This is a genomic window from Myroides sp. N17-2, from assembly GCF_002286775.1.
Lineage (GTDB): Bacteria > Bacteroidota > Bacteroidia > Flavobacteriales > Flavobacteriaceae > Flavobacterium.
The window spans coordinates 1-9,421 of record NZ_NSGJ01000079.1 but is presented as its reverse complement, the minus strand read 5'-3'; the positions used below and the strand labels follow the sequence as shown (position 1 = coordinate 9,421).

The 9,421-nt window shown below is 32.6% G+C and carries 9 protein-coding genes; 4 read left to right on the top strand and 5 right to left on the bottom strand.

Features of this window, described 5'->3' with window-relative positions; all coding sequences use genetic code 11:
• Window positions 1-84: 84 nt before the first annotated feature.
• Window positions 85-1,344 (bottom strand): TonB-dependent receptor plug domain-containing protein, encoded by a 1,260-nt coding sequence (locus CF599_RS18905; protein ID WP_121967478.1) that lies wholly within the window; start codon window positions 1,342-1,344, stop codon window positions 85-87.
• A gap of 1,209 nt (window positions 1,345-2,553) precedes the next feature.
• Here CF599_RS18905 and CF599_RS18900 point away from each other — a divergent pair.
• Window positions 2,554-2,886 (top strand): hypothetical protein, encoded by a 333-nt coding sequence (locus CF599_RS18900; protein ID WP_121967477.1) that lies wholly within the window; start codon window positions 2,554-2,556, stop codon window positions 2,884-2,886.
• A 322-nt stretch (window positions 2,887-3,208) separates the two neighbouring features.
• On the opposite strand, the gene CF599_RS18890 is transcribed toward CF599_RS18900, so the two are convergent.
• From CF599_RS18890 to CF599_RS20050, 3 genes are all read right to left on the bottom strand, one after another.
• Entirely contained in the window at window positions 3,209-3,826 is a 618-nt protein-coding gene (locus CF599_RS18890) for an NADAR family protein (protein ID WP_121967476.1), read from the bottom strand.
• A 27-nt stretch (window positions 3,827-3,853) separates the two neighbouring features.
• A complete protein-coding gene (locus CF599_RS18885; protein ID WP_121967475.1) occupies window positions 3,854-4,897 on the bottom strand; it encodes a hypothetical protein in 1,044 nt (347 codons plus the stop codon).
• A 98-nt stretch (window positions 4,898-4,995) separates the two neighbouring features.
• Window positions 4,996-5,121 carry a hypothetical protein gene (locus CF599_RS20050; protein WP_256384134.1) on the bottom strand — a complete coding sequence of 42 codons (126 nt, stop codon included), beginning with the start codon at window positions 5,119-5,121 and terminating at the stop codon, window positions 4,996-4,998.
• A 190-nt stretch (window positions 5,122-5,311) separates the two neighbouring features.
• On the opposite strand from CF599_RS20050, the gene CF599_RS18880 reads away from it, so the two are divergent.
• The 3 genes from CF599_RS18880 to CF599_RS18870 all read left to right on the top strand — a co-directional run bounded on the left by CF599_RS18880 (window position 5,312) and on the right by CF599_RS18870 (window position 9,142).
• Complete coding sequence (locus tag CF599_RS18880) at window positions 5,312-5,611, top strand: helix-turn-helix domain-containing protein (RefSeq protein WP_121967474.1); 300 nt, start codon at window positions 5,312-5,314, stop codon at window positions 5,609-5,611.
• Between the two features lie 97 nt (window positions 5,612-5,708).
• A complete protein-coding gene (locus tag CF599_RS18875) occupies window positions 5,709-7,064 on the top strand; it encodes a DUF3945 domain-containing protein (RefSeq protein ID WP_121967473.1) in 1,356 nt (451 codons plus the stop codon).
• Window positions 7,065-7,075: 11 nt separating this feature from the next.
• The gene (locus CF599_RS18870) at window positions 7,076-9,142 is read left to right on the top strand and encodes a type IA DNA topoisomerase (protein WP_121967472.1); all 2,067 of its coding nucleotides are present in this window, start codon (window positions 7,076-7,078) and stop codon (window positions 9,140-9,142) included.
• Window positions 9,143-9,217: 75 nt separating this feature from the next.
• Here CF599_RS18870 and CF599_RS18865 read toward each other — a convergent pair.
• On the bottom strand, window positions 9,218-9,421 hold a 204-nt coding region (locus CF599_RS18865), incomplete at its 5' end, for an antirestriction protein ArdA (RefSeq protein WP_143824840.1).

Sequence of the window (9,421 nt, the reverse complement as noted above, 5' to 3'; positions counted from 1 at the left end):
AACCGCCACCAAAACTCCAACAAGGGGTTCTATTTTAGATTTTACGGAAATATATCTTGTATCCTACTGAAGTGGGAGGATATTTTATGCCTGAAATTTATTTAGGACGCTATTGATTTGTAATCTATTGTCATTGCTTCTATGATTAAAATTTAGGAGTAGAGAGTTTCGTTTATACCCCTTATCCGTTGGAAACACAGTGGTACTTTCATTATGATTAAGATTTACATTGTAACTTGTCTGTTCATTTCCTCCTTGTATGCCTAATGCTATATTTTGACCAATAGATGTATTGCCAATTAATTCCTTTTGCCAATTTGTATAACGATTTTTATCCCATGTTCCATTGACATCATATGCATTAACAGGATATGTTGTAACGCCACTATTTGCAAAAGCCTCTTCACGCATTTGTACATACTGCTGAGTATTCATTAAATCCATAAATTTTGGCACTTTACTAAATGCAATAGAAGAAGAGAAGGTAAAACGTGTAGCCCCTGATTTCCCTTTTTTAGTTGTAATTAAAACCACACCATTAGCTCCACGTGATCCGTATATAGCTGTAGCATCAGCATCTTTTAAGATTTCTATACTTTGAATATCTTCTGGATTGATTGCATTTAAAGGGGAAATATTGGTCTGTAATATCTGCAAAGAATAATTACCATCATTTTTCCCAAGAGCGTCTGATAGAAAAGGTACACCATCAATGATATATAATGGATTATTCCTTCCCTTATTAGAGTTGTCTAAAAAGTTACGTCCTCGTATTTCTATATTCATTCCTCCACCCGCAACTCCTGTATTTTGAGTGATATCCACACCCGCAACTCTTCCTTGAATAGCTTGCAAGGGATTCACCACTGGCTGAAACTCGATGTCTTTGGCTGTTACTCGCGCTATACTACCTGTTCGCTCACGATCTTTAACGCTATAGTATCCTGCGTTGACTACAATCTCATCAAGGGTACTACTATCTTCTAATAGTGTAATGTTCAAAACAGAACCGTGATTACTCGTATAAACAATGGCTTGTTGTTTATACCCAATCATTGAGAAGTTTAGTACTTCTCCTGCGCTAATATCAATGGTGTATTTCCCATTTAAATCAGTTGTAACGACTTTATTACTATTAGTAGTAATAATTACACCACTAAGCGCTCCAAGGGCATCTTTTACAGTTCCTGTAAGCTTTACCGTTTGTTTTGTATCTTGTAACGAATTAGGTACAAGAACAATTAGGTTATTATCATAGGTTATAGCATAGATAGGACAACTTGCTAAAAAGCTTACTAGCAGTGCTATTTTATAACCACGAGTGATTAAAATTTGAGTTTTCATAATATTTATAATTGATTTGATAAAAGGGCTTTAAATCATCAAGATTCTTATTGCCGTAGTACTTAGTTAAGCCAACTATATCAAGGGTTAGTTATATTTTTAATGATTTGATTTTGATAAAAAACTATCTCCTTAGCTCTATAGCATGTCTCCCAAAATGCAAACAAGAGAAAGGAGATAGCCATGGACTTTAGTATGCTTAAATCTCCCTTTAAGTCATACTGTTTTTTTGTGTTTTTAATACTTACTAAGGACTAAACCTACATTAACCAACCTAGGCTCAAGCTCTTTAGCAAGCGGTTTCATTCATAATTAAAAGTGTTTTTAAAATTTGATTAATAAATAGCACAGTGGTTAATCTGTTCTACACAGCATTTTTTTTGAATTACTAACTAATCAATATCGCCCAGTAGAAGAACCTACAGATGACAAAGCAGATTCAGAAACTAAAAGGCAATAGATATCCTGTACGCATCTAAAAACTGTTTTTAGACCTAGCGTAAAATGTATTATAACTCTAACTAAATAGGTAATAGGGTAGCCATCCAACATTAAACAAGTAATGTCAAATCAATCTACATCGATAAGATTTAGTTAAACTAAAATGTAATCATAGGCTAAATGTAAGTTTAGTGACTAATTGGTTGTTGTTTGTAATAAATAATAAAATGTAATAATTGAAAAAATCTCGAATAGAACATTCGATAAGTCCATTAAGGATAGATAAGGTATTGCAAGCATTCAAAAACGAACACTAAACAAATCCACCTTGTTTGTTTTAAAACCTCTATATACCTAATTGGGAGACGGTATGAATAGAGGGTGTAGTATGTTTAATATAAAGCGAAACTTAAGAATTTCAATAAAGTGAGAAGTAAATATCAAACCTTAAAAAATAAGACGTAAGCTCTCACACTTTAGTAAATGCAATAGAGGTACTACCAATACCTTGCAACAAAATACTAAGTGATATTAAGCTCACGCCTAGGTCGTGAGCTAAAGTACTTAATATTTCTTGTTGCTAATAAAAATTTGGTAGTTTTCTAATGCAAGAAATAAGTAAGCTTTAGCTTATATAAAATATGTCATTAAGACTCATTTAGTACTAAAAATGTGTAAGTACATTATTAGTAATTCAAATATAGAACAAAAAACACAATGTGACAAATATGTCAATGTTAAAAATGACAAATATGTCATTTTTGATATATGAAAGATACAGAAGATAAATATTTAGAAGCTATTATCAATAGATTTATTGAGTTAATAACGTATGAAAAAATTGATGTTGCTACTATTGCAGCAGCAGCTAACTTAGATCGTAAACAAGTGTATAGGTTTATAAATAGAGAAAATGTTCCTGAACTTACAACTTTTCTTAGAATAGTGTTAGCTGCTGGATTTACTCCTACTGATATTTTTAACTTTAAGTTTGATTTCAATGATTATATGAAGTCAGCAGGTATTCAAAAAATTGTTCATAAAAAAGAGAATAATGAAGAATTGGGAGGCATGTGTGAACAATCAGATATTTTGGAATGATTTGTTACAATTAACAATTGAGGTCAAGGGAAGTAATGATAGAGTAGATTTTGATGAAAATAATCAAGTAATTAAAAACTATACAAAAATTAAGAAACGAATTTTAAACAAAGAAGAGACAAAGGAGTTTAACAATAGACGTAGTAAAAAATCCTCCTAAGAAGTAAATATAAAAGTTTATATTTTGATTATAAATAATTATAAAGAATCCTAGTAACTGAAGTGCTATGAGTTTATTTAAAAAAGCGATGCCTGATTACTTGTAATCAGGCATCGCTTTTTATGAAACATATCATATGTTTTACTGATAAATATCTAAATCCTAATAAGCATAAATATCATCTAGATCTTCTATGAAATAAGAATCGTTATAAACTTCTCCAACAGGTTTATTGAATAATAAAAAGGCAGGGATATCAAGAGGGTATATTACACTATCTGCGTGTATTTGACCAGTTAGGATTTTCTCTCTTAATTCCATTAGTAATCTACCAAGTGCATTTACTCCGATTAAAGTATTTTCATTTGCAGGCATAGCCCCCCAAATATTATCTTTAACTGAATACTCCACAATTGGAAGGTTTCCTGTGCTTAATAAAAGCTCCGAAAACTTCTTGTAGTTTTGGATTAGTTTTACTTCAAGAGTCCATTTCATAATCTTGAATTTCACTTGATCCCAATCTTGTCTTGAATAGTTATTATATTTTCGACTAATTTTTTTAGCATCCATCGGATTTTCTGCTCTAAAAATCTCTTCTTGTATTAAGGGAAATAATGAAAAACGGAATGCTTGATATAATAGTTCAGAACTTTGGATATTTACTTCATTTACAAACAAAGAATAACCAGGAGCCATGTTAGATAGCCCACCAAATTTACCACTTGTTTTAGCAAATGTGATAACTTCGTCAGTCTTGTATTCTCTCACTTTTAAATTCATAATACGAAGATATAAAATTAATAAAAACTAACCTCTATTTGCAACTGGAAATAATGGTTTCCAGTTATGTCCTGCAACTTCCCACCAATATACTAACGGACTATTGTTAGGAATATTACGCCAAGTAAAAAAATGTGTACCCAATCCTAAAATCTTATAATTTGGATTTATTAGTCCAAGTGGGCGTATATTTGGCTTTACTTCACCTCTAATCATACCTATGATTTCAATTCCCTTTTCTACTAAGATATTTTCAAATTTAATTCGATTTTCTTTATTTGTAAAAAACTGTTCATTAATAGGAGTGTTAACTTCCCGAAAAGCATAATCCTCATATTTTGTAGCAGCTAATGTTGCAAAATAAGTATTAATAGTAACATTGTCTCCCTTAACTGGTTTTGCTATATTTAGTTGTTGATTATTAAATTTAGCATGATTCTGAATTTCGTAGTTCCAGAACCAATTAATTTTCTTTACTGTTTTATCGCCAAATTCTTTTAGAATTCTATATTTCTGAAATGAAAATCCCCAAACATGTTTACAGAATAAACTAATTGAAAGCCTAATTTCGTTATTGCTGATTTTTTCATGATTTGGTTTACCATTTTCATCTTGTTGGTGTAGCCAAGTAAGAATATGATTTCCTACAGTGCTTCCTGAGGCTAAAATATCATCAAAATAAATGTAATTTATTTTAGGATAGGTAGTGTATCTCAAATAAGACTCGCCATATACTTCATGAAGTACCTCTTCTAGTAATTCTAAAATAGCTGATTGACTTTTATGAGGTAGTTGCATATTTAGAAATTCAGTATCACTAAGGAACGTAGAAATACTTGGATATTGGTAGAGGTTTAAATAGGCACTAATATGTTCTTTTATATATTCTTTTGCTTTGTTTCTTGAGATATACACTTTAGGTAAGATTTCAAGTATTTCATTTAGAATAAACTCATTATTATCTCCAAATTGATTTGCCCAATTAGCTATATGTTCTGGAGTAATATATACACCATCATGATTTCTATAATCTTCAATTACTCCATGTATTTTCCTTATAACTTCCTCCATAAAGTATTATTTAGTTTTGATTAGAGTTAATACAGACAAAAGTAATATTAAAAAAGCACTGTTTTGAAAAACAGTGCTTTTAATTAATTGTAGTCATCTTATTTACTACGTTTAGGTGGTTTAAGCGAAGGCGTGTTACCTGGAGTGTTTTTATTGTCTCTTTGGCGTTTATCAGGCTCTCCTGTTGATTTTGCTGTTCTTTTAGGCCCTGGTTTTAATCCCATAATATATTGAATTTTTAAGGAGGTTAATTATCACTAATTTAGTTAATTATATTAAGATTTTAAATTATTAGTTGCGAATATTATTAGCAAAAATAGTCCACTGGCAGAGCTTGGCAGATTTATCTTGCCAAGCTCTGCACATTTGTAATGTTAGCTAACAAATTTAATTAACCCATTAAATTCTAACATTATGAATGTAAATCGCACAGAATTCCTTTTATGGATGGAGCGCATTATGACACGCTTTGACCATCTGTCAGAACATATAAAAGACCTCCCTATAAAATCTCAAACTATAGATGGAGAAGAGCTTTTAGACAGCCAAGATGTAATGAGTCTTTTTAAAATAAGCCCACGCTCATTACAACGTTACCGCTCAGACGGTAAACTCCCTTATTATACAATTAGCGGAAAGCTCTACTATAAACGCTCAGATGTAAATCAGTTCATTAGAGAATGCTTTAAACATCCTGTTAGAAAAAGTAAATAGCAGCTAAAGGCCAAGAGTAACCTTTAAAGCGCGCTATTTACTGATCAAGGGTTCTTGGCTTTAGTTTTAAGTTTTTAATCATTTAAAACTATGTATTATGAGTACAGAAAACACAGAAAGACAAGTAGAGCATGATGTGCTTCTTGTTAACGACAAAACAAAAAATAAGATTCAGGCAGTTAAAGGTCTTGACAAAGACGGTAACTTAGAAACAGTCCCAGCTACTAAAAAGAATCAAAATCAATTTTTAAAAGTTGATAAACAGGGAGATTTCTTTTCCAATTTCTTCTCTAACTTTTTCAGCCAACTTAAAAACCCAACGCAGTTTACTTTTTTTAGAGTTCCGGAGCTTTTGACCATCAAGATGGCCAATCAAATGCAAAAAGAACTCAATCAATCGGGACCTAATCATGAACTGTTTTTAAAGTATTCCATTCAGGAGATTGGTAACACAGTAAAGACTGACAACAAAGTTACTGAACAAGTAGAACCTTCAAAAGAAAATAAAGTTGCTGAACCTGCAAAAGAACAGGAACAGTACAAGGCTAATAAGTTTGACATAAAAGACATTGATTGGGACTCACTGTCAAGACTTGGGCTATCGAAGGAGAAGCTACAAGAGATGGATTTGTTAGAACCACTTTTACAAGGCTATAAAACAAAAGACTTAGTGGCTGTAAATTTAGATTTAGGAGCTGCGGTGTTTTCTTTAGATGCGAGATTATCACTTGAAAAAATGGAAGATGGAAAAGTGGTTATGGCTCTTGAAGGAGTAAAGAAATACCCAAATCTTAATGTACCGCTGTATGGTCACGACTTTTCTAAAGAGGACAAACACAATCTTTTAAAAACTGGTAATATGGGGAGGGTAGTGGATCTTGTCCACCCAACGACAAAGGAAAAGATTCCATCGGTGGTGAGTGTAGATAGACTAACCAATAACCTTATTGTAACTAGAGTCGAGAAGATGCAACTGCCACAAGAAATAAAAGGTATTGTACTTAGTGAAGATCAGCTTCAGACCTTAAAAGATGGCAAGCCACTTTTAGTAGAGGGTATGACCTCGGTTAAAGGAAATCTTTTTAATGCAGAGATACAGTATAACGCTGCTAAAGGACATATTGAGTTTTTGTTTGACAATACCAATAAACAAAGTATGGCGCAGAATCAAACTCAGTCACAGTTATCAGATGATTTAAAAACCTTTAGAGGAAAAGAGCTTACTGATAAACAACAAAAAGACTTACAAGAAGGTAAACCTGTTTACATCAAAGACCTTATAGATAAAAGAGGTAATCCATATCAAGGGTTCGTGACTTATAACAAAGAGACCAAGCAAGCTGATTTTTCTTTTAAAAACCCAAACAAAGAAGAAGAAGCAAAAGCGCAATCTCAGTCACAAACAGATAAACAAACAGATGAGTCTAAAAAATCAAAAGGACGTAAAATGTAAAAAGGAATGTTATGGTTGTAATTCTTGCAGAAAAACCAAGTGTAGCTAGGGAGATAGCTACACTTGTTGGAGCTAAAACAAAAAAGGACGGTTATATAGAAGGAAGTGGCTACTGTGTTACTTGGGCTATTGGTCATTTAGTTTCTCTGGCTATGCCTGAGGATTATGGGTTTCAGGGCTTTAAAAGAGAAGCCCTACCCATCTTACCAAGATCTTATTTGTTACTTCCAAGAAAGATCAAGAAAGGGAACAAATACACTTCTGATCCAGGAGCTCTAAAACAGCTTAAAGTTATTGATACGCTCTTTAAAGCGTGTAAAGAAATTATTGTAGCCACTGATGCAGGTAGGGAAGGAGAGCTCATCGCTAGATACATTCTTCAATACCTAAACTGCACAAAGCCTTTTAAAAGGCTTTGGATAAGCTCTCTTACTGAAACAGCTATAAGAGTTGGACTTCAAAACCTTAAAGAAGGAAGCGAGTTTGATGGACTCTTTAGAGCTGGTCATAGTAGAAGTAGAGCTGATTGGCTTGTAGGTATAAACGCGTCACAGGCGCTTACCGTTTCAATGAATGACTCTGTGTATTCACTCGGTAGAGTTCAAACACCAACGCTTAGTCTCATTTGTAAGCGGTATTTAGAGAATACTTCTTTTAAAAAGAAACTGTTCTATCAAATAGAACTTCAACATCAAAAAGAAGGTTTCGTATTTAAATCACACTCAAATGAAAAGTGGGAAGACAAACAAAAGGCAGAACAAGCACTCAAACTTATTGAAAAACAAAGTGAAGCTATAATTACAAAAGCAGAAACCAAAACAATCAAAGAAGAGTCCCCATTACTTTTTGATTTGACTTCACTTCAAAAAAGAGCCAATGAGCTGTTTGGTTTTTCAGCGGATGAAACCTTAAGTATTGCTCAGAGTTTGTATGAAAAGAAGTTTATTACTTATCCAAGAACCTCAAGTAAATATATCCCTGAGGATTTATGGATTGAAATACCAAAACTCTTACAAGTACTCTCTGAAGATAAAAGGTATAGTAATAACCTTTTAAAATTAAAAATGACAAGGCTAAATAAGAAGATTGTTAATGATGTAAAGGTTACTGATCATCACGGACTATTAACCACAGACAGACTTCCTTCAGCTATTAGCAACAAAGAAGAGAGCATTTATCATTTGATTGCTCAAAGAGTATGGGAGTCGGTGTCTGAACCTTGTTACAAACAACAAACAGAAGTGAGTTTAAGCGTATCTGAGTTTGAGTTTAGTTTTAGATCTACTACGATTATTGAGCTTGGATGGAGAGAGGTAAGAAAAGAGTTAGTAAATAATGACGAAGAGATCCTTGCTGATTTACCTTATTTAAAACAAGGCGATAAGTTAAAAATAAAAGAAGCTACAGCCCTTGAAAAATCCACAAGACCTAAAGCATTATATACAGAAAGTACACTGTTATCAGCTATGGAAAATGCCTCTAAGGAAGTAGAGGATAAATCGCTTCAAAGTGTTATAAAAGATACAGGTATCGGAACAGCAGCAACAAGAGCTTCTATTATTGAAACTCTTTTAAAAAGAGAGTACATCACAAGAAAAGCAAAGTTGCTTGTTCCTACAGAGAAAGGACTTAAAGTATATCAGATAGTCAAAGACAAACTTATCTCAGATGTGCTTTTAACGGCTAAATGGGAATCTGCTTTTAAAGCCATTGAAGAGAATAAAACCAATATGGAAGACTTCCATAGGCAGATAGAAGATTATACCACAGAGATTACAGCAGAGCTTCTGTCAATCAAACAAAGCAGTGAAACAGATCACCTATCTTGTCCTAAGTGTAAACAGCATTCGCTTCAGCTTAGAGAAAAGGTGGTTAAATGTTTAGAACCTGAGTGCGATTGGATATTGTTTAGAGAGGTATGCGGAATTAAACTTTCAATAGATGATATAATAGACTTATTAGAGCTAAGAAAGACTAAACTCCTTAAAGGGTTAGTAAGTAAAGTAGGGAAGAGTTTTGATGCCTTTATCGTCTTAAAAAAAGATTATACAACAGGTTTTGAATTTAAAAATAAGTAGTCACATGTAAACAAAGTAAGGAAGTTATCTGATTCAGATAACTTCTTTTTGTTAAATATTAATTCTACTTAGTAATCAACTATTTCTAAATACATAACCACTTTCATAAGTATAATCACCCATAAAAAGATCTCTAGCAAAGCTTTCATAATCAAAGTAAGATTTGACAAAATCTGATAGATCATAACAGTCTTTAATTATCTGATAAGCGAAGTCTTCTTCACTATCATAATGTCCTTGATAATCATCTTCAAACGCCTCAAATAAAGCATCTATATC